Below are 20,615 nucleotides of genomic sequence, written 5' to 3'. Positions count from 1 at the left end.
GAATTCGGTACAATCAAGAAAGGCTCTTTGAAGCAGAATAGGAGGCAGACCTCATGAACGGTATTACCGAGGCACTCCGCAGCGGATCAAAACTTGCAGAAGATTATATCTGTTCAAGAGATGCTGCGCGTGGCCTTTACGAGTATGACATTCGCTGGGAATCAGGACTTCAGTCGCGTGCCGAATGGCTGGACCAATCGGAAAACACACGTATTGATCGGCGTGATCTGGCAGAGTATTTACGTATATATAACAAGCGGGTGAACGACCATGGAGAGGTTCATGCGTCCATCACACGTCTTGCAGAACAAGATGCACTAGTGGTAACAGGAGGACAGCAGAGCGGTCTGCTCACCGGACCACTGTTCGTCATATACAAAGCCGCCAGCGTAGTGGCAGCTGCGCGTGAAGCGGAAGAAAGACTTCAACGCCCGGTAGTCCCAGTATTTTGGATTGCTGGTGAAGACCATGACTGGGATGAGGTTAACCATACGTATCTACCTGATCATCAGGGAGATATGAAGAAGGTCAAGTTACAAGGACGATTCGCAGGAAGGGATTCTGTGAGTAATGTTCATGTGGATACGCAGCAGTGGATGAATGTAATCGAACAGGTGGAACATCTGTTACCTGATACGATACATAAACCAGGATTGATGAAATGTATCAGAGAGATCCATCAATCCAGTTCAAATCTGAGTGATGCATTTGCCCGCATGATATCTGCCTTGTTTGCCAGCAGTGGACTTGTTCTAATGGATGCATCCGATCCAGAGTTACGCAGGTTGGAACAGCCCGTGTTTGAGCGGTTGATACGCAAAAATGAAGTGCTGCGCAACGCGTATACACAAGGAGCTTCGTTGGTACAACAAGCTGGTTATGCTATGCCTGCCGAAGTAGCGGAGGATGGAGCGAATCTGTTCTACATTCATGAAGGTACGCGTCTGCTCCTGTTGTTGAAGGACGGTTTATATAGTGATCGCAAAGGTTTGGTTTCTTTCACGGAGGAGCGTTTGCTTCAGGAACTGGAAGAACATCCGGAGCGCTTCAGTAACAACGTATTGACGCGACCTTTAATGCAGGATTCCGTGCTGCCTGTAGCCGCTGTTATTTTGGGGCAAGGTGAAATTGCATATTGGGGTTTGACTCGGGAAGCATTCTGTCAGTTCGGACTGCAAATGCCCATTTTGTTGCCGCGGTTGTCCTTCACCATTATCGAAGATATTCATCACAAACATATGAAACAATATGGACTTTCTTTTCAGGATGTACAATATCATATGGAAGAAAAGAAGGAGCAGTGGCTCGCACAACAGGAGACGTTCCAGGTAGATGAACAGTTTGACAAGGTTCAGGAAGCGTTTCTTGATCTGTATGGACCATTGCTAGATGAGATCGCGGAGATTCATCCGGGACTGGAACGAATTGGCGATACCAATTTGAGTAAAATCAACGAGCAAATGCAGTATCTGAAACAGCAGACTCACAAAGCCATCGAAGATAAACATAATGTGAGTCTAAGGCACTGGAACGGCATTCAAAACTCCTTATTTCCAACGGGCAAACCACAGGAACGAGTACATAATGCACTCTTTTACCTGAATCGTTATGGCACCGAGTGGATCGATGAACTGATTAAGGCCTCAAGCGAATTCCTTGGAGAGCACAAGGTAATTGCACTATAGAGCCCTTTATAATAGAAGAAACACATAAACGAGGAGGATATGGAATGACTACACCTGCGTTGCAAAACAGTATTGTTAAAGATATGGGACTCGCTTCAGAGGGTCATCTGAAAATTGATTGGGTAGAGGCACACATGCCGGTACTGAACCGCATTCGTCGCCAGTTCGAACAGGATATGCCTTTCAAAGGTTTGAAGGTGGCGATTTGTCTTCATCTGGAGGCGAAAACAGCTTACTTGGCAAAAGTGATCCAAGCCGGTGGGGCGGAAGTAACGATTACGCACAGCAACCCGTTGTCTACACAAGATGATGTCTGCGCAGCATTAGTGGAAGACGGCGTTACCGTGTATGCGAAGTACAATCCGGAACCTGCGGAATTCAAATCACTGCAACTTCGTGCGCTTGAGGTGAAGCCTGATCTCATTATTGATGATGGTGGAGACTTTGCAACCATTATTGCATCCGAGCGTCCTGACCTTGCAGCAACAATTCGCGGCGGAGCAGAGGAAACGACAACGGGTATTATTCGTTTGAAAGCATTGGCGAAAGAAGGCCAATTGAAGTTTCCAATGGTTGCGGTTAATGACGCATACTGCAAGTATCTGTTCGATAATCGCTACGGTACAGGACAATCTGCATTCGACGGAATTATTCGTACAACCAACTTGGTTATCGCTGGTAAAAACGTAGTGGTAGCAGGTTATGGCTGGTGTGGTAAAGGTGTAGCTATGCGCGCCAAAGGTCTTGGAGCGAATGTGATCGTAACCGAGATCGATCCAATCAAAGCGGTAGAGGCACACATGGACGGGTTCCGGGTCATGACGATGGTGGAAGCCGCCAAATTGGGCGATTTCTTTATCGCAGTTACAGGAAATAAGGATGTTATCACGGGTGAGCATTACGATGTGATGAAGGACGGAGCAATCCTGAGTAATGCTGGTCACTTTGATGTTGAAGTGAATAAACCTGAACTGGCAAAACGTTCGGAATCGATTCGCACAGTTCGCCGTAACATTGAGGAGTATCGTTTCAAAGATGGTCGTAAAATGTACCTTCTTGCAGAAGGTCGTCTTGTGAACCTGGGTGCAGCAGATGGTCACCCTGCCGAAATCATGGATACGACGTTTGCTCTGCAGGCTCTTGGTTTGCGTTATGTGAGTGAGAACTATGCTGAGTTGGGTAAAAACGTTGTTAATGTACCGTATGATATTGACCAACAGGTTGCCAGCTATAAACTTGAAAGTTTGAATATTGGTATCGACTCTTTGTCTCCCGAGCAAGAAAAATACCTGGATAGCTGGAAATTTTAAGAGTTATCCAATAATTACAAGCTGATGAAATGATTCAAAGGGTATAGAATGGTTTATTGATGATATGGCTCATGTGCGTGTAGACATACGATTGCCCGTTTACGGGAAACGTCTTTGATCCTGAGTGACAGGATCAAAGGCGTTTTTTTATGCTGAAAAATTAAAAAATCAAGTAATGCAAGAAGGGTTTTGATTTTTTTGTGCGAATCTATTATGCTTAGGTGGTGGAAAGTGGGGCAAAGTGGGAGAAACGGGTGAGGAGTGAGTGGGCCAATGTTTATGGGGGAGTTCCAACATAGCATTGATGATAAGGGTCGGGTTATCATTCCGGCCAAATTCCGCGAATCTCTGGGATCGTCTTTCGTTGTCACACGGGGTTTGGACCAGTGTCTTTTCGTGTACCCCATGGAGGAGTGGGGGGTCATGGAACAGAAGCTCAAAGCACTGCCATTGATGAAATCTGATGCACGTGCGTTTACCCGGTTTTTTTTCTCGGGTGCAACCGAATGTGAACTGGACAAACAGGGCAGGGTAAATCTGCCGGGCAATTTAAGAGAGTATGCCAAGCTGGACAAGGATTGTGTTGTTCTTGGCGTGTCGAACCGGGTGGAGATTTGGAGCAAAGGCATATGGGAGAGTTATTTCAATCAATCCGAAGAAGCATTCAACGACATTGCCGAAAAGCTGGTCGATTTTAATTTTGATTTATAAAGTCAGGAGGGGTGCAGGTTGTTTCACCACATAACCGTACTCAAAGAAGAGGCAACAGAGGGATTAAACATCAAGCAGGACGGTATATACGTGGACTGCACTTTAGGCGGTGGCGGACACAGCTCCGTGATTGCGTCCAAACTCGGTCCAGGGGGACGTCTGATCGCACTTGATCAGGATGATTGGGCTTTGGATAATGCTCGCGAGAAGCTCGCTGCCTATGGAGATCGTGTAACATTGGTGAAAACCAATTTTCGAGATCTGGAACAGGTACTTAAGGATCTGGATGTACCAATGAAGGATGGTATACCACAGGTCGACGGTATTTTGTACGACTTGGGTGTGTCATCTCCGCAATTTGATGAAGGAGAACGTGGATTCAGCTACAATCACGATGCTCCGCTCGATATGCGAATGGACCAGGATGCAATGCTGACGGCCAAAGAGATTGTGAATGAGTGGCCAGAAGAAGAGATTGCTCGAATTCTGTATCGCTATGGTGAAGAGAAGTTTTCGAGAAGAATCGCGCGTGTTATCGTCGGAAAACGAGCGCAGTCCACCATTGAGACGACAGGTGAACTCGTGGAACTGATCAAGGAAGGCATCCCGGCGGCAGCTCGCCGTACTGGTGGACATCCTGCCAAACGCAGCTTCCAGGCTTTACGTATTGCCGTTAACGATGAGTTGGGTGCGTTTGAAGAAGGCTTGCATCAGGCTGTTCGTTGTCTGGCACCAGGAGGACGTGTATCTGTTATTACCTTCCACTCCCTTGAGGATCGGATATGTAAACAGATTTTCAGCAGTTATCTGGAAAAATGTACATGTCCACCCGATTTTCCGTTGTGTGTATGCGGCGGCAAGGGTACCCTGCGTTTAGTTAACAGAAAACCGTTGAGTCCAACGGAAACGGAATTGGCCGAAAATTCACGTGCTCGTTCAGCCAAGCTGCGCGTAGCCGAGAAATTGTAGATCAAGAGTGGAGGAGAGAATCGGAGTATGGCATATACACGTGGTAATCTCGCTGTAAAAGAAAAAGCGTCCCAGGAACGTGTGACCCAGCAACGATACAAAGAAACCACCAAAGTGGTGACCCGTCGTACGGGTCTTCCGGCACGCGAGAAGATTTTGTATCTGATTACCCTGGTTGCAGTTATCCTTGTTGGTGGAGCTTTAATGTCTCGTTATGCTCATATCTATGATCTGAACAAACAGGCACAGGCTACTATTTCGGAAGTCAAGGGATATGAGAAGACGATAGCAGACTTGCAGGTGGAAAAAGAAACATTGAATAACCAGGTCATCGAAAATGCAAAACAACTTGGTTACGTTGAAGCTTCCGGTAAGGATGTCATTTTTGTACCTCGCTCAACAAGTACGAAATCAACAGGTACTGAATCGTCCTCAAATACATCTAGCAGTAAGTAGAGAGGTGTTCCGATGGTAAAAAGAATAAAGATGCGCACGTTGCTTATAGGGGGATGTATTACCCTCTTTTTTCTTGTACTCGTAACCCGAATCTTTTTCATTCAAGTTGTGAATGGCGGTGTATGGCAGGAACGGGCAGCCGGTTTGGTAGAGCGGGAACAGACGATTAAAGCAGCACGTGGGACGATTACGGACCGCAATGGTAACGTTCTGGCTACTGATTCGCCTGCATATACGGTTTCCGTGAATCCTCTATTAATTAATGAACTTGGGATTCAGGATGTAGTGACGGAAAAGCTCTCAGCCCTTCTGGGGAAAAATGAGAGTGAGATGCGTGCTCTGGTCACAGCCAAAAATGCAAAGGGTAAGTTTTTTCAGCAGCGTGAAGTACGCAGTGAAGGATATAAGATAAGTCCTGAGCTTGCAGAAAAAGTCAACGAACTGCGAGAGGAATTACAAGAAGAATACAAGGCTCGTAATGCCATTGTCATGGCTCAAGAGTCGAAGCGTTTTTACCCTGAAGAAACACTTGCTTCTCACCTCTTGGGATATATGAGCCGTGACGGGAAAGCTGTCAATGGACTTGAAGTCTCATATGATGAAGCACTGACTGGTACAGATGGATATCTGAATTATCAGAAGGATGCCAAAGGCATTAAACTTCCGGATTCACAGGATAACTATCTGCCACCTCAGAACGGGAAAAACCTTACGCTAACCATCGATGATACGATCCAGTTCTACATTGAGGATGCAATGAAAGAAGCCGTTGCCAAGTATAACCCACTGAGCATGACGGTCATTGCTGCGGACCCAAGCACGATGGAGATTCTAGGGATGGCGAACTGGCCAACCTTTAACCCTAATTCGTATGGGAGTACACCTGATCAAAAGAATTTTATCAATCATGCTACTCAATCCATCTATGAGCCAGGTAGTACATTCAAAATAGTTACGCTAGCAGGGGCTGTAGAAGAAAAACTTTTCGATCCCAATGCAAGTTTCGAATCCAAACGCATGTATATCGGTGGTTTCCCAATTAGTGACAATGGACATGCCTATGGTTGGATTTCTTATCTCGAAGGTGTCAAACGGTCAAGTAACATTGCCTTTGTTAACTTGGGTTATAACATGCTTGGTGGCGAACGACTGCGTCATTACATAGACCAATTCGGTTTTGGTAAAAAGACAGGTATTGATCTGCCGAATGAGTCAGCGTCACCGATCAAGCCACTTGTATACAAATCCGAGATTGCAACGGCAGCTTATGGTCATGGTCTTGTACAGGTAACACCAATTCAACAGGTCGCAGCAATCTCTGCGATTGCTAACGGCGGCAAATTGCTGGAGCCACATCTGGTGAAGGAAATCAAGAACCCGAATGATGGGACCACGGAAGTGATCAAACCCAAAGTTGTTCGTCAGGTGATTTCGAAGGAATCTTCCAAGCTGGTGAGTGGTTATCTGGAACAGGTGGTTGCAGACCAAACGATTGGTACTGGTCGTAATGCCTATATTGAAGGTTACCGTGTAGCTGGTAAGACGGGTACGGCAAGAAAGGTCGTTAACGGAGAATACAGCAAGTCAAAAGACGTTGTATCGTTTATTGGATTCGCACCGGTCAATAATCCGAAGATTGCTATACTTGTTGTCATTGACCAACCGGATGGAACCAACATTGGGGGAGGAACCGCGGCTGCCCCGGTATTCAAAAAGATTGTCAGCCAGACTCTTCAATACATGGGAATACCCAAAGATACAGCCAAAACTTCTGACAAAAAGTCAAAAGAAGTCTCTGTCGTGCAAGCGAAGGCGCCTGACCTGAGTGGCAAGACAGCCAAACAGGCTAGAAGCCAGCTTCTAAGCGCAGGTATTGCTTATGTGACTCTTGGTCAAGGTGATAATGTAATTCGGCAGTATCCGGTTGCTGGCGCCTCTATGAATCCAGGCCAACGAATCTATCTGCTAACGGAAGAAAGCAGCAAGATGAAGATTCCTGATCTAACGGGTGAATCTCTCCGTGATGCCCTTGAAGTACTTTCTCTTATGAAAGTGGGGGTAACAGTCAAGGGTGAGGGCTATGTCGTGAAGCAAACCGAGCAGGTCGCAGGTGAGCAGAGAACCGTGCAGTTGAACTTGCAAACTGCCAAAGCTGCAGTGACTGGTATAGCCGATGAGGCTCCAATCTCTTCTGACCCGTCGTCAGAAGCTGAAGTGAAGGAACAAGAGGCTTCGGGTGGAGAAGGTAAAACGGACGGAATAGATGAAACAGATAACAACAAGGCTCCTGCCAATGAATCGGAATCTTCTTCTGATGATCCAGCAACAGACGGGGCTTCGCTACCATAGGGAGCTCTGACAGCTTGTTCTAACCCCCGGTTGTCCTGAATATTCATGAAGGGAACGAATGTCATGATTTTGGGACGAGTGGGGGGATCTTTTCGTGAAGGGATCAAGTGTAAATCTGCGGCGCAGGTTGTTATGGAGTTTAATGATTTTAGTTTTGTTATTTTCGGCCCTGATGATCAGGCTTGCTTATGTACAACTCGGGAAAGGCCCGGAATTGTCAGCAAAAGCAGAAGAATCTTGGCGGCGTAATATTCCTTATTCAGCCAAGCGAGGGGAGATCCTGGATCGAAATGGAACCTCTCTGGCCTATAATGTGACAACACCGACCATTATGGCCATCCCGGCTCAGGTCAAAGAAGCTGAAACGACAGCTAAAGCACTGGCACCATTGCTTGGAATGACGGAAGAAAAAGTGCTGGCAACCATCAAGAAACGAGAACTGATTGTACGACTACAACCCGGCGGCCGCAAAATTACGATGGAGAAAGCTCAGCGCATCCGTGATTTGAAGCTTCCGGGTATCGTTGTTGCTGAGGACAATAAACGTTTTTATCCCTATGATGATTTGGCTGCCCATATTCTTGGTTTTACGGGTATTGATAATCAGGGTTTAACGGGTGTCGAGAAGAAATATGATGATAAGCTGAATGGTCTGAATGGCAGTGTGTCCTACTTGTCCGATGCGGCCGGAAGGCTAATGCCGGGCTCATCCGAGAAGTATGTGGAACCGAAGGACGGCCTTAACCTCAAGCTGACCATTGATAAATCCATTCAGTCCATCATGGAGAGAGAATTGGATCAAGCCATGGTGAAGTTCCAGGCGAACTCAGCATTGGCCATAGCGATGAATCCCAAAACGGGTGAAATTTTGGGCATGTCCAGCAGGCCGGGATACGAACCTGCCGATTATCAGCAATATCCCGCAGAGATCTACAATCGTAATTTACCGATCTGGATGACCTACGAGCCGGGCTCCACATTTAAGATCATTACTTTGGCAGCAGCGCTTGAAGAGAAAAAAGTCAATCTGCAACAGGATCAATTTTTTGATCCCGGATATGTTGAGGTGGGTGGAGCCCGTCTGCGTTGCTGGAAAAAGGGCGGCCATGGAAGTCAGACCTTCTTGCAAGTGGTAGAGAACTCATGTAACCCGGGATTTGTGGCTTTGGGGCAGAGGCTGGGGAAAGAATCACTCTTCTCCTATATTAAAGACTTTGGCTTCGGCACCAAAACAGGGATCGACCTCAGCGGAGAAGCCAGTGGAATTCTGTTCAAACTGTCCAGAGTTGGCCCTGTTGAGCTTGCAACGACAGCTTTTGGTCAAGGTGTATCGGTAACCCCCATTCAGCAAGTAGCAGCTGTGTCAGCGGCCATCAATGGGGGTAAACTTTACAAGCCTTATGTTACAAAAGCGTGGGTTCATCCGGTCACGGGAGAAGTCATGGAAGAAGCCAAGCCGGAACTGGTTCGTCAGGTGATCTCGGAGAATACGTCCAAGCAAGTACGTGAAGCACTCGAGAGTGTTGTCGCCAAAGGCACAGGACGTCCAGCGTTCATTGATGGATACCGGGTCGGTGGCAAAACAGGTACAGCCCAGAAGGTCATCAACGGACGTTATTCCTCAACCGAGCATATCGTATCCTTTATCGGATTTGCACCTGCAGATGACCCTCAGATTGTGGTCTATACCGCTGTGGATAATCCCAAAGGAATTCAGTTCGGAGGCGTGGTTGCCGCCCCGATTGTGCAGAACATCCTTGAAGATGCGTTGCATTATATGAATGTCCCTGTGCGGAAGGATCAGGTCGCCAAAGAATACAAGTATGGTGAGACCAAAATCGTGACAGTCCCAGACCTGACAGGAGCTACTGTCGAAGATCTGTACGAAGATCTGAATATGAATTTTATGCTAGCCAAGTCTGGCAGTGGTAAATACGTAATCAATCAGGCACCCAAGCCTGGGGCAAGGGTAGAACAGGGATCAACCATCCGCATTTATATGGGGAATGTACTGAACGATGCACATGATCACACGAAGGATGAATAACTTGAGCACTGGAGCAGTTTCGGTTTCAAGCGCAACAAAATTCATCCAGGTGCGTTTCATTATTTGGTTGTATTGACGATATTAATAAATACAGACATATGCTAAAACAGAAGTATAATTGGAAAAGTGAGGTTATTCATGTGCTTTTAAAACAATTTGCATCGATGCTGACCACCGCCCGTCTCGTGGGCGAACCAAATACAGAATGCCAAAACCTTCAGACAGATTCCCGGCAGGTAAAACCGGGTGATCTGTTTATCTGTCTTCCGGGACATACGGTAGATGGTCATGATTATGCTGAAAAAGCGGTCAATGCCGGTGCAGTCGCATTGGTGGTTGAACGACAACTGGAACTGCCTGTACCACAATTGCTGGTGAAGGACAGCCGGTTCGCAATGGCTGTTCTGGCAGATTTCTTTTTTGACTCGCCAAGCCAGAAGATGAATATGATTGGTGTTACGGGAACGAACGGAAAAACAACAACCACGTATTTGATTGAAAAAATCATGAGTGATTATGGACGCAAGACAGGACTGATCGGTACCATTCAAATGCGGTATGACGGTCGAACCTACCCAATGTCAGGAACGACACCAGAAGCGCTTGATCTGCAGCGTAGTCTGCATGATATGGTTCAGAAGGGTACGGACTGTTGTGTCATGGAAGTTTCTTCTCACGCATTGGAACAAGGGCGAGTAAAGGGAACCAACTTCCGTACTGCGGTATTCACTAACCTGACGCAGGATCATCTGGACTACCATCATTCCATGGAGGAATATCGCGGGGCGAAAGGATTGTTCTTTGCACGGCTGGGTAACGGCTATACGCAAGATGCTTCACAGCGTAAATTCGCGGTCATCAATGCAGATGATCCAGCTGCGGATTATTTCATCTCTGTGACGGCTGCTGAAGTGATTACATATGGCATGGGTGAAGAGGCGGATGTGCGTGCATCCCAAATCTCAATCACTTCTCAGGGAACTTCTTTCCACGTGGATACATTTGCGGGCAGCACAGATATTCGCTTGCGCATGGTAGGCAAATTCAATGTGTATAATGCCATGGCAGCAATCTCTGCTGCGCTGGTGGAAGGTATTCCGCTGGAAGAGATCAAGCGCAGTCTGGAGACGGTTCCGGGCGTGGATGGACGTGTGGAAGGAGTGGACGAAGGACAGCCATTTGCTGTTATTGTCGATTATGCCCATACACCGGATGGACTGGAGAATGTGTTACGGACGGTGAAGGAATTTGCCGAAGGACGTGTAATCTGCGTGTTTGGCTGTGGTGGTGACAGAGACCGTACCAAACGCCCTCTCATGGGGAAAATTGCTGCGAAGTATAGTGATTTTGTACTGGTTACTTCCGATAATCCACGGACAGAAGATCCGGATCTGATTCTCAAAGACATTGAACAGGGCCTGATTGAAGAATCTGTTCCTGCTGAACGTTATACGATGATTGTGGATCGGCGCCAGGCGATTCATGAAGCTATTGAAATGGCAAGCCCAGCCGATGTAGTATTGATTGCGGGCAAGGGTCACGAGACCTATCAGATTATCGGCACAACCAAAACCGATTTTGATGACCGAATCATAGCCAAAGAAGCGATAAGGGGCAAATCCAATTGATAAAAAGAACATTGGCACAATTGGCCGAGATGTGTGGAGGAACACTAAGTGACGTTGCTGCTCATGGCAATGTAATAGTTGAAGGGGTGTTTACCGATTCGCGTAAACCCCTGGAAGGCAGTTTGTTTATCCCGTTAGTGGGTGAAAGGTTTGACGGGCACGAGTTTGTGCAAGCCTGTTTAGAGAAAGGCGCTGCAGGGGCGATCTGGCAAAAGGATCATGGTATTCCGCCACAAGGAGCTGTCATTGTGGTTGATGACACACTTGTCGCACTGCAAGCACTAGCATCTGCTTATCTAAATGAGAATAAAGCGGCTGTTGTCGGCATTACAGGCAGCAACGGCAAGACAACAACGAAGGACATCGTGGATGCCATTCTCTCAACTACATTCAAAGTGCATAAGACGCAAGGTAACTTTAATAATCACATTGGTTTACCACTGACTGTATTGAGTATGGACCCGGATACGGAAATTATCATTTTGGAGATGGGTATGAGTGGTCGCGGGGAAATTAACGATCTGTCGGTTATTGCTCAGCCGGATGTAGCGATCATTACCAATATTGGTGAATCTCATCTGCTTCAGCTGGGGTCCAGACTGGAGATTGCCAGAGCCAAAGCCGAGATTGCCGCGGGACTGAAGCCTGGCGGGTTACTGATCTACAACGGAGACGAGCCTTTAATTGCACAAGTTCTAAAAGAGCCCGCAACGAAACAACCCGATGGATTGCAGCGGTTTACATTTGGTCTGCAAACCGATAATGATGATTATCCTACCGGGCTTATGAATGCGCAGAGCGGAGTCGTTTTCACCACCAAACAGTCTGGAGAGCATGCATTTACGCTACCTCTGTTGGGAACGCATAATGTCGTTAACTGTCTGGCTGCTTTGGCTGTAGCCCGTCATTTTGGAGTGACAACGGAGCAGATTTCCGCGGGATTGTCTCACTTGAAACTGACAGGCATGCGTATTGAGGTTACTCAAGGTGTTAGTGGTCTAACCCTGCTTAATGATGCATACAATGCAAGTCCTACCTCCATGAAGGCCGCAATCGATGTACTAGAAGGTCTGAAAGGATACCGGATGAAAGTGGCTGTGCTTGGTGATATGCTTGAACTTGGTCCTCAGGAGCAGGACCTGCATTTTGGGATTGGTGAGTATATTACATCTGCCAAAATGGACATGGTGCTCGTATACGGCTCGCTATCAGCGCATATTGCTGAAGGAGCAAGAAAGCATATGCCGGCAGAGGCTGTGCATGCTTTTATAGATAAAGAAGAAATGACCCGTTATCTACTGGAGAAACTACATCCCAGAGACGTTGTCTTGTTCAAAGCCTCAAGGGGCATGAAGCTGGAGGACGTGGTCGAAGCACTACAAATAGCAACATTACAGAATCGAGTAGACTAGAGGGGTGAACCCATGGATTTTCAGGTATTACTGTTAACAATCGGCGTTTCATTTATTCTGGCGGTGATTGCCGCACCGCTCCTGATTCCGCTGTTACGACGCATGAAATTCGGACAGCAAGTTAGGGAAGATGGGCCTCAAAGCCATTTGAAAAAAAGCGGAACACCTACAATGGGTGGAGTCGTCATTTTAGTTGCGTTCACATTGGCCTTTTTGAAATTTTCGGCAGTCAAGAATACAGACTTTTATGTTTTGCTTGTGGCTACGCTGGGATTCGGGCTGATTGGCTTCCTGGATGATTACATCAAAATTGTGTTCAAACGTTCGCTGGGATTGACGGCCAGACAAAAAATGCTGGGCCAATTGTTCTTCAGTGCAGTGATGTGTTTCTTGCTGATCCAGAATGGACACAGCACAGCCATCTCTATTCCGGGTACGTCATTCTCGTTCGACTGGACCGGATGGTTCTATTATCCGTTTGTCGTATTCATGATGCTTGCCATTACCAATGCGGTTAACTTTACTGACGGTCTGGATGGGTTGCTGTCAGGGGTAAGTGCGATTGCCTTTGGCGCGTTTGCCATCGTGGCGATGCAAGCCACGTCGATGCCGGCGGCAGTGTGTGCAGCAGCGATGATCGGAGCCGTGCTCGGTTTTCTGGTATACAATGCACATCCGGCCAAAGTGTTTATGGGAGATACAGGTTCTCTGGGGATTGGCGGTGCGATAGGTGCGGTAGCGATTGTAACCAAAACTGAGCTTTTATTTGTCATCATTGGTGGTATTTTTGTCATCGAGATCCTGTCTGTTATTATTCAAGTGGTGTCATTCAAGACTCGTGGCAAGCGTGTATTCAAAATGAGCCCCATTCACCATCACTTTGAATTAAGTGGTTGGTCAGAATGGCGGGTTGTTATTACCTTCTGGGCGGTAGGCGCAATTTTGGCCGCTCTTGGACTTTATCTCAACAAGGGGTTGTAGATCATGAACCATCCTGAATCATATCGCGGACAACAAGTAGTCGTACTCGGATTGGCCAAAAGCGGCGTACAGGTCGCCAAAGTGCTGGATCGCGCCGGAGCCAAGGTTACAGTAAATGATAAAAAAGAAAGAGATCAATGTCCCGAAGCTTCCGAATTGGAGGCTTTGGGAATTTCTGTTGTATGCGGAGGACATCCGGATGATCTGATTCACAGTGATGTGAAGCTGGTCGTCAAAAACCCGGGTATTCCATACCGTGCAGCTCCTGTACAGCAAGCTTTGGCATTGGGCATTGAAGTGGTGACCGAAGTAGAGGTTGCTTATCATCTATGTGCTGCACCCATGATCGGGATTACAGGCTCCAACGGCAAGACAACAACGACCACTTGGGTGGGAAAAATGCTGGAACATGCCGGTCTCAAGCCAATTGTTGCCGGTAATATTGGGACACCTCTCTCTGAAGCGGCAGAGCAAGCTTCTCCAGATCACTGGATGGTTGTCGAACTTAGCAGTTTCCAGCTCAAAGGAACGGTTGATTTCCGTCCCCGTATCGCCAGCTTGCTTAACGTTACAGAGACGCATCTGGACTATCATGGGGATCTGGATGATTATGTGGCTTCCAAAGCCAAACTGTTCGCCAATCAGCAACCTGACGACGTAGCCATTCTGAATTGGGATGATGCGGTATGTCGTGGTCTGGTTCCTTACATCAAAAGCAGATTGCTTCCCTTCTCCATGATAGAGAGATTGGATACAGGTGTGTATGCAGATCCTCCTTATGTGGATGGAGAAGAGGATGATGTGAAGCGCCAGATTATCTACGCGGATGAAAACGGAGATCAGCACATGATCATCGATATTGAGGACATTGGCATAGCTGGACGATTTAATGTGGAAAATGCAATGGCTGCTGTAGCTATTGCCGTAGCTGCAGGAGCTGATCCAGCGGTACTGGCTGCGCCGCTTGCAGACTTCAAGGCGGTTGAACATCGACTTGAATATGTACTAGATCATAATGGCGCTGCGTATTACAACAACTCCAAAGCGACCAATTCGAAGGCTACGGTTATGGCTCTGAACTCGTTCAAGGAGCCGGTTGTATTAATTGCTGGAGGGTTGGATCGCGGGTCAGACATGATGGAGTTGTTGCCCTTGTTCCAGGAACGGGTAAAAGCTGTCGTTGCAATTGGAGAGACACGCATGAAAATTGCCAAAGTCGCGGAACTTGCCGGATTAAAGCAAATTAAGGTCGTCGATAATGAGGAGGACGCTGCCCGGACGTTAACCGTTGCTGTGCAGGAAGCATCGAAGCTTGCCAGTGCCGGTGATGTCGTTTTGTTATCCCCGGCATGTGCAAGTTGGGACATGTTTGCTTCCTTTGAAGAGCGGGGACGCATTTTTAAAGAGGCGGCGCATAACTTGTAAGTAGGGGGGTGGAAAAGCCCCTACTTCCATGCAAGGGGTGGCCTCCTGATGAAACAGACGCGACCGGCACCAGATATTTGGTTGCTGATTTGTATTTTGGCATTGCTTGCCATCGGCATTATTATGGTATACAGTGCGGGCTCGGTGCTTGCCTTTCATGACTATGGCGATTCATTTTATTTTGTGAAAAGACAGGCCCTGTTTGCAGTGCTTGGGCTTGTGGCCATGTTCGTTACCGCTAACGTAGACTACCGGGTGTGGAGGAAATATGCCAAGCCTATATTGATTGCCTGCTTTATTATGCTCATTGCGGTGCTCATTCCTGGCATCGGTGTGGTTCGCGGCGGTGCACGAAGTTGGCTGGGCATAGGATCGTTCGGTATCCAGCCCTCAGAATTCATGAAGCTGGGCATGATTCTGTTTCTCGCTCACTGGCTGAGCAAGGAACCGGGCAAAATCAAGACCTTCACAACGGGGCTTCTGCCACCGCTGGGATTGATCGGTTTGGCTTTTGGTATTATTATGCTCCAGCCTGATTTGGGGACAGGCACGGTGATGATGGGTGCATCGATGCTTATTATTTTCACAGCCGGAGCGCGAATGAAACATCTGAGCTTGCTTGCTCTTGGTGGCGTAGCCGGGTTTGCAGCATTGATCGCTGCAGCTCCTTATCGGTTACAGCGTATTACAGCGTTTTTGGACCCGTGGTCCGATCCGCTGGGTGCCGGATATCAGATCATTCAATCCTTATACGCGATTGGTCCTGGTGGACTGGCGGGATTGGGACTGGGTATGAGCCGACAGAAGTACAGTTATGTACCTGAACCGCAAACTGACTTTATTTTTAGTATTTTGGCCGAAGAACTCGGCTTTATAGGTGGAATGATTGTATTATTGTTGTTCCTGGTGCTGGTGTGGAGAGGAATGCGTGTAGCCATGACCGTTCCGGATGCCTTCGGCAGTCTGCTTGGTGTTGGTATCGTAGGTATGGTCGCCGTACAGGTCATTATTAACATTGGTGTTGTCATTGGCATGATGCCTGTTACAGGCATTACATTGCCTCTGATCAGCTACGGCGGATCATCATTGACCCTCATGCTCACAGCACTGGGCATATTAGTGAATTTATCCCGTTATGCGAGGTGACTATGCGATGCGAGTCGTTCTAAGCGGTGGCGGTACGGGTGGACATATCTATCCGGCCGTTGCCATAGCAAGACAATGCGAGGCGGAGAACCCGGACTCGACATTTCTATACATTGGAGGAACCAGAGGGTTGGAAAGCAAGTTGGTTCCCCAGGAAAATATTCCTTTTAAATCCATTGATATTACCGGCTTTCGACGGAAATTGTCCATCGACAACCTGAAAACGGTCATGCGTTTCATTCAAGGTGTACGCAAGTCCAAAAAAATGCTGAAGGAATTCAAACCGGATGTTGTGATTGGTACAGGTGGATATGTGTGTGGACCTGTGGTATATGCAGCAACAAAACTGGGTATTCCGAGTATAATTCATGAACAGAACGCCATCCCTGGTCTAACGAACAAATTTTTGATGCGGTACGTCGACACGGTTGCAGTTAGTTTTGAAGGTTCTGAAAAATCGTTTTCCGGCGCGAAAAAGGTGATCTACACCGGTAATCCACGGGCGACTACGGTAGCCCAGGCTAGCCGTGATCGTGGTTTTGCCACGTTAGGTGTACCGATGAACAGCCGTGTTGTTCTTGTGGTTGGTGGCAGTCGCGGGGCAAAAGCAATCAATCAGGCCATGGTGGACATGGCTCCAATGCTGGAACAACTGGACGATGTACATGTGGTTTACGTGACAGGGGATACCTATTTTGATGAAACGCGTGAAGCCATTCGCAGCTCATTGGGTACGATGCCAAACCACCTGCATGTCCTGCCTTACGTGCATAATATGCCTGAGGTGCTTGCCTGCACATCCTTGATTGTAAACCGCGCAGGTGCATCATTCCTTGCGGAGATTACATCACTGGGTATTCCTTCGATCCTGATTCCGTCACCTAACGTGACCAACAATCATCAGGAAGCCAATGCACGTACGCTTGAAGGTGGGGGCGCATCACTCACGATGCTGGAGAAGGATCTTACAGGCAAAGTCCTGTATGAAGCCATCGCCAAGATCATGAATGATGAATTGGGACGCAAACGAATGGCTGAAGCCTCCCGGAAATTGGGGAAACCCGATGCTGCTGAAGTGCTTGTTCATGAAATTCAGCGTCTTGCTGCACGCCGATAAAGTGCGTTTGTGGGCGATTGTCACACACAAGACGGGGCTGACATAAGATACCGTATAAATCGTGACCATCGTTCCATGGCACCAGAGCACGTTCTGTAGCAACAGAACATACTGTGCTCATCGGTTTTGAAGCAAAGGAGGAAGGAAACATGCACCAGTGGATGTCGTTACTATCCCAGAATAATGTTGGCAGAGTTCTTGAAAACGAATCGCTAGCCAAATACACCACATGGAAAATCGGCGGTCCTGCGGATGCACTGGTCATTCCCGAGAATAAAGAGCAGATGATGAATCTCGTTCAATTGCTTCACAAGTTCCAGATTCCGTGGATGCAACTTGGACGGGGCTCAAACATGCTGGTGTCAGACAAAGGAATACGTGGTGTTGTTGTGAAACCAGGCGATGGCTTTGATTATGCCGAATTTCACGAAGGTGGTGTAACTGCCGGAGCTGCACATTCTTTTGTTAAACTCAGTGTGGTTGCTGCCAAAAAGGAATGGGCCGGTCTGGAATTCGGCAGCGGTATCCCCGGCACTGTCGGTGGAGCCGTATACATGAATGCAGGTGCTCATGGATCGGATGTGTCACGGATATTCAAATTCGCTGAGATTGTACTGGAGACAGGGGAATTGGTACGTTACAGCAAGGAGGACATGGATTTTGCCTACCGCCACTCTGTTCTGCATGATCGGAGAGGCATCGTGCTGGAAGCTGCATTTGAACTCCAGCATGGAGAACGCAAAGTCATTTCGGAAACCATGGCGGCTTACAAAGATCGCCGGCGACGCACACAGCCACTGCAGATGGCATGTGCAGGTAGTGTATTCCGAAATCCACCGGGTGATCATGCAGCCCGTCTGATTGAAGCGGCAGGGCTGAAAGGAATGACTCAGGGAGGCGCACAGGTATCCACCATGCATGCCAATTTCATTGTCAATACAGGCCAAGCAACAGCAGAGGACGTTATCACCCTAATGCAGCTGATTCAGAGCACTATATCATCTCAAAACGGTATTAACCTGGTACCGGAAGTCTTCGTAGTGGGTGAACGGTAAACCCCGGAGGTGATACATTGGACAAATTGGTGATTGAAGGCGGGAAACCCCTCTCAGGATCCATACGCATCCATGGAGCAAAAAATGCCGCTTTACCGATCATGGCCGCAAGTTTGTTGGCAGATGGAGAAGTTACACTGCATAACGTTCCACACTTGCTGGACATTGAAGTGATGCTGTATATCCTGGAACGGCTTGGATGCACGTGTCGGCATGAACAGGGAACAGTGACGATTAATACCTCGCAAATCCGGTCATATGATGTGCCAGAAGATCTAATGAAGCAGATGCGCTCTTCCATTTTTTTGATGGGACCATTGCTGGCTAAGTTTGGGCAAGTGTCAGTGTATCAGCCAGGAGGCTGTGCCATCGGAGAACGCAAAATTGATCTTCACCTCCGGGGCCTGGAAGCGCTCGGAGCTTTGATTGAAGAGCAGGACCAACAGATTATCTGTCATGGACGCAATCTGGTGGGTACAGATATTCTTTTGGATTTCCCGAGTGTTGGAGCGACAGAGAATATCATGATGGCAGCCGTTCTAGCTAAAGGGACGACAACCATTTGCAACGCGGCAAGAGAACCTGAAATACAGGATCTGCAAAACTTTCTGAATGCTATGGGTGCAAGCATTATTGGGGCAGGAACTGATACAATTACGATAAATGGCGTTGAGGAACTGAAGCCTTGTTCCTATGAGATTATACCGGATCGAATTGTTGCCGGAACCGTGATGATTGCAGCAGCAGCAACACGTGGCAATGTTACGCTTACACACTGCAATCCTGCTCATCTTACTTCACTTATACATGTATTGAAGCGCACTGGTGTTCAAATCACAGTCTGCAATGATATAATGACGGTGAGCTGTATGAGCCGTCCCAAATCAGTAGACCGTATTGTGACTTCTCCGTATCCTTCGTTTCCGACAGATTTGCAATCGCAAATCATGGTGCTGCTAAGTCTGGCAGACGGATTCAGTGTGATGAAGGAAACGGTATTCGAGGGCCGGTTTAAGCATGTGGATGAACTGAATGTGATGGGGGCTGATATTTCAGTCGATCTGAACGCAGCATTTATCCGTGGTGTTCCCCGTCTGTACGGGGCTACAGTAGAAGCAACCGATCTTCGTGCAGGTGCAGCTCTGGTCATTGCTGGTCTGGCTGCTCAAGGCAAAACGGTTGTGGAACAAGTGCATCATATTGACCGGGGCTACGATCAGATCGAGAAGTTATTCCAAAGTCTTGGAGCATCGGTTGAGCGACAGTCGCCCGTTTCGAAACAGTTGGATTTTGCCAATTAACGTCCTTGGAGTCCCCTTCTTGAAGGGAGGGGACCTGAGGCTTTGTGGAGCGCTACTTATGCCTAAAAGTCAAATTCCGGTTCTGAAGAAGAACCGGCCAAAAGGAAACACAAGCCGCAAAATTGTAATTATTCTCTTATTATTATTTATTGTATTGCTGGCTGTATTATTCTTTCGTTCTTCCATGAGTCGGATTTCGGCAATTGAAATTACGGGTAATGTATATACAGCGACTTCAGAGCTGCTGGAGAAAAGTGGTCTGAGAGAAGGCGATCAATTTTTTGGGACAAGTACTGCCGAGGTTATTGAGCGTCTCAAGACCAACAAGGCCATTTCAACTGTTACCGTGGACAAGCAATTTCCGGGTATTATCCATATCAAGGTTCAGGAATATGCCACGGTTGCGTATGAGCTTGGTTCTGACGGTACACTTAAAGCGATTTTGGCCAGTGGGACAAGCTTGACGGTTCCAGCTACAATTGGTGTTGCTGTGGAGAAGCCCATATTGACTCAATGGAAGGCTGATGATCCACTCAAAGCCAAACTGAGCCAGACACTGGCTAAAATTCCGAATGAATTGACGACGGATATTTCGGAAATTATTCCGAACCCAACGCCTTCATTTCCGGATCAGATTCGGATGTATACCAAATCACAGTTTGAAGTGATTACAACCGTCTCTCTTTTATCGGATAAAGTGGAATATCTAAATCAGGTGATTGAGACCGAACGGCCTGGGAAAATCACCATGCTTGAGGCAGATACCTATGTCCCTTTCATCCCGGATGACCCGGAAGATGATGCTGAACCAGGAGCAAGCCCCTGATCTTTGCCATGATGAGGCTGAACTGAATATGAAAGCCTAGGCTGGTCGGGGTTTGGCCCCGTCAGAGCAATGAAACTTGTTCTTTCTGAGATGAAGAAAAAATGATACACTTGAACTTATGGCACATGAGTTGCCTCCTTCTTTTTTCTTCAAGGTTTTATGTCTCGCAACCAGATTTTGACACCCAAAAACATTGT

At 47.5% G+C, this 20,615-nt stretch carries 16 protein-coding genes; all 16 read left to right on the top strand.

The annotated features are described in order from the left end of the window. Positions 1-53 precede the first annotated feature (53 nt). The 16 genes from bshC to AB4111_RS16165 all read left to right on the top strand — a co-directional run bounded on the left by bshC (position 54) and on the right by AB4111_RS16165 (position 20,418). Positions 54-1,685, top strand: a complete 1,632-nt coding sequence (gene bshC / locus AB4111_RS16240) for a bacillithiol biosynthesis cysteine-adding enzyme BshC (protein WP_442032352.1) — start codon at positions 54-56, stop codon at positions 1,683-1,685. A 44-nt stretch (positions 1,686-1,729) separates the two neighbouring features. After that, positions 1,730-2,995: an adenosylhomocysteinase gene (locus tag AB4111_RS16235; RefSeq protein ID WP_442032351.1), complete on the top strand. Its 1,266-nt coding sequence runs from the start codon at positions 1,730-1,732 to the stop codon at positions 2,993-2,995. A 273-nt stretch (positions 2,996-3,268) separates the two neighbouring features. Beyond that, the gene (gene mraZ, locus AB4111_RS16230; RefSeq protein WP_091014054.1) at positions 3,269-3,706 is read left to right on the top strand and encodes a division/cell wall cluster transcriptional repressor MraZ; all 438 of its coding nucleotides are present in this window, start codon (positions 3,269-3,271) and stop codon (positions 3,704-3,706) included. An 18-nt stretch (positions 3,707-3,724) separates the two neighbouring features. Beyond that, positions 3,725-4,675 (top strand): 16S rRNA (cytosine(1402)-N(4))-methyltransferase RsmH, encoded by a 951-nt coding sequence (rsmH, locus tag AB4111_RS16225; RefSeq protein ID WP_442032350.1) that lies wholly within the window; start codon positions 3,725-3,727, stop codon positions 4,673-4,675. A 27-nt stretch (positions 4,676-4,702) separates the two neighbouring features. Next, positions 4,703-5,131: a hypothetical protein gene (locus AB4111_RS16220; RefSeq protein ID WP_442032349.1), complete on the top strand. Its 429-nt coding sequence runs from the start codon at positions 4,703-4,705 to the stop codon at positions 5,129-5,131. A 12-nt stretch (positions 5,132-5,143) separates the two neighbouring features. Then, the gene (locus tag AB4111_RS16215) at positions 5,144-7,480 is read left to right on the top strand and encodes a penicillin-binding transpeptidase domain-containing protein (RefSeq protein WP_442032348.1); all 2,337 of its coding nucleotides are present in this window, start codon (positions 5,144-5,146) and stop codon (positions 7,478-7,480) included. A 94-nt stretch (positions 7,481-7,574) separates the two neighbouring features. Further along, positions 7,575-9,527, top strand: a complete 1,953-nt coding sequence (locus AB4111_RS16210) for a stage V sporulation protein D (RefSeq protein ID WP_442032347.1) — start codon at positions 7,575-7,577, stop codon at positions 9,525-9,527. A 140-nt stretch (positions 9,528-9,667) separates the two neighbouring features. Beyond that, positions 9,668-11,155 (top strand): UDP-N-acetylmuramoyl-L-alanyl-D-glutamate--2,6-diaminopimelate ligase, encoded by a 1,488-nt coding sequence (locus AB4111_RS16205; protein ID WP_442032346.1) that lies wholly within the window; start codon positions 9,668-9,670, stop codon positions 11,153-11,155. After that, positions 11,155-12,567, top strand: coding sequence for a UDP-N-acetylmuramoyl-tripeptide--D-alanyl-D-alanine ligase (locus AB4111_RS16200; protein WP_442032781.1), 1,413 nt, complete (start codon positions 11,155-11,157; stop codon positions 12,565-12,567). Before AB4111_RS16205 ends, AB4111_RS16200 begins: the two co-directional genes overlap by 1 nt. A gap of 12 nt (positions 12,568-12,579) precedes the next feature. Beyond that, positions 12,580-13,548 (top strand): phospho-N-acetylmuramoyl-pentapeptide-transferase, encoded by a 969-nt coding sequence (gene mraY / locus AB4111_RS16195; RefSeq protein WP_047843751.1) that lies wholly within the window; start codon positions 12,580-12,582, stop codon positions 13,546-13,548. Between the two features lie 3 nt (positions 13,549-13,551). Then, complete coding sequence (murD, locus tag AB4111_RS16190; protein WP_442032345.1) at positions 13,552-14,973, top strand: UDP-N-acetylmuramoyl-L-alanine--D-glutamate ligase; 1,422 nt, start codon at positions 13,552-13,554, stop codon at positions 14,971-14,973. 48 nt (positions 14,974-15,021) lie between these two features. After that, entirely contained in the window at positions 15,022-16,119 is a 1,098-nt protein-coding gene (gene spoVE, locus AB4111_RS16185; protein ID WP_062835457.1) for a stage V sporulation protein E, read from the top strand. Between the two features lie 7 nt (positions 16,120-16,126). After that, positions 16,127-17,236 carry an undecaprenyldiphospho-muramoylpentapeptide beta-N-acetylglucosaminyltransferase gene (gene murG / locus AB4111_RS16180; RefSeq protein WP_442032344.1) on the top strand — a complete coding sequence of 370 codons (1,110 nt, stop codon included), beginning with the start codon at positions 16,127-16,129 and terminating at the stop codon, positions 17,234-17,236. A gap of 149 nt (positions 17,237-17,385) precedes the next feature. After that, the gene (gene murB / locus AB4111_RS16175; RefSeq protein WP_442032343.1) at positions 17,386-18,291 is read left to right on the top strand and encodes a UDP-N-acetylmuramate dehydrogenase; all 906 of its coding nucleotides are present in this window, start codon (positions 17,386-17,388) and stop codon (positions 18,289-18,291) included. Positions 18,292-18,308: 17 nt separating this feature from the next. Continuing rightward, positions 18,309-19,592: a UDP-N-acetylglucosamine 1-carboxyvinyltransferase gene (gene murA / locus AB4111_RS16170; protein WP_442032342.1), complete on the top strand. Its 1,284-nt coding sequence runs from the start codon at positions 18,309-18,311 to the stop codon at positions 19,590-19,592. Positions 19,593-19,650: 58 nt separating this feature from the next. Continuing rightward, entirely contained in the window at positions 19,651-20,418 is a 768-nt protein-coding gene (locus tag AB4111_RS16165) for a cell division protein FtsQ/DivIB (RefSeq protein ID WP_253439315.1), read from the top strand. Positions 20,419-20,615 lie beyond the last annotated feature (197 nt).

Source organism: Paenibacillus sp. 2KB_22 (genome assembly GCF_052115745.1).
Taxonomy (GTDB): Bacteria; Bacillota; Bacilli; order Paenibacillales; family Paenibacillaceae; genus Paenibacillus.
Note: the sequence above shows the minus strand (reverse complement) of the source record. Positions and strands in the feature narration are given on the sequence as shown.

Bases quoted from the DNA above. Each gene is read 5' to 3' on its own strand.
- murB (WP_442032343.1), top strand. From the start codon at position 17,386: ATGCACCAGTGGATGTCGTTACTATCCCAGAATAATGTTGGCAGAGTT.
- bshC (WP_442032352.1), top strand. From the start codon at position 54: ATGAACGGTATTACCGAGGCACTCCGCAGCGGATCAAAACTTGCAGAA.
- AB4111_RS16235 (WP_442032351.1), top strand. From the start codon at position 1,730: ATGACTACACCTGCGTTGCAAAACAGTATTGTTAAAGATATGGGACTC.
- spoVE (WP_062835457.1), top strand. From the start codon at position 15,022: ATGAAACAGACGCGACCGGCACCAGATATTTGGTTGCTGATTTGTATT.
- AB4111_RS16165 (WP_253439315.1), top strand. From the start codon at position 19,651: ATGCCTAAAAGTCAAATTCCGGTTCTGAAGAAGAACCGGCCAAAAGGA.
- AB4111_RS16215 (WP_442032348.1), top strand. From the start codon at position 5,144: ATGGTAAAAAGAATAAAGATGCGCACGTTGCTTATAGGGGGATGTATT.
- murD (WP_442032345.1), top strand. From the start codon at position 13,552: ATGAACCATCCTGAATCATATCGCGGACAACAAGTAGTCGTACTCGGA.
- AB4111_RS16220 (WP_442032349.1), top strand. From the start codon at position 4,703: ATGGCATATACACGTGGTAATCTCGCTGTAAAAGAAAAAGCGTCCCAG.
- mraZ (WP_091014054.1), top strand. From the start codon at position 3,269: ATGTTTATGGGGGAGTTCCAACATAGCATTGATGATAAGGGTCGGGTT.
- murG (WP_442032344.1), top strand. From the start codon at position 16,127: ATGCGAGTCGTTCTAAGCGGTGGCGGTACGGGTGGACATATCTATCCG.
- mraY (WP_047843751.1), top strand. From the start codon at position 12,580: ATGGATTTTCAGGTATTACTGTTAACAATCGGCGTTTCATTTATTCTG.